Here is a 314-nt window from a genome sequence, read left to right on the forward strand (position 1 = left end):
GGTGCCCGCGTTGTCAGGTACTGCTGTGATTCTCGAAGTAGCAGTGGTGCTCGGTCTGCGGACCAGGCGCAAGGCTTGAACTGTATCCAAAGTGTCGCCGTGTGGTGCAGAAAAAGTTTTAGCAAACGCGCCGATGCTGACAAACGCCGATAGGCAGGGTGATCTCCCAGCATGACGTTGAACACGTTCACCATAAAGCCGCTGCTCTGTAATTCTTCGAGGCCGTTGTTGAATTCGTGCGACACCTTGCTGGGTATGACCGTGTTTGGTGGCACCATCATGGCAGCCACCGTCGGCATCAAGATCCATTTCTA

General features: G+C 54.1%; 1 protein-coding gene. It reads right to left on the reverse strand.

Features of this window, described 5'->3' with window-relative positions:
• On the reverse strand, positions 1-299 hold a 299-nt coding region (locus A3709_RS20970; RefSeq protein WP_156507882.1), incomplete at its 3' end, for a hypothetical protein.
• Between the last annotated feature and the right edge of the window lie 15 nt (positions 300-314).

The organism is Halioglobus sp. HI00S01 (assembly GCF_001635445.1).
Taxonomy (GTDB): domain Bacteria; phylum Pseudomonadota; class Gammaproteobacteria; order Pseudomonadales; family Halieaceae; genus Halioglobus; species Halioglobus japonicus.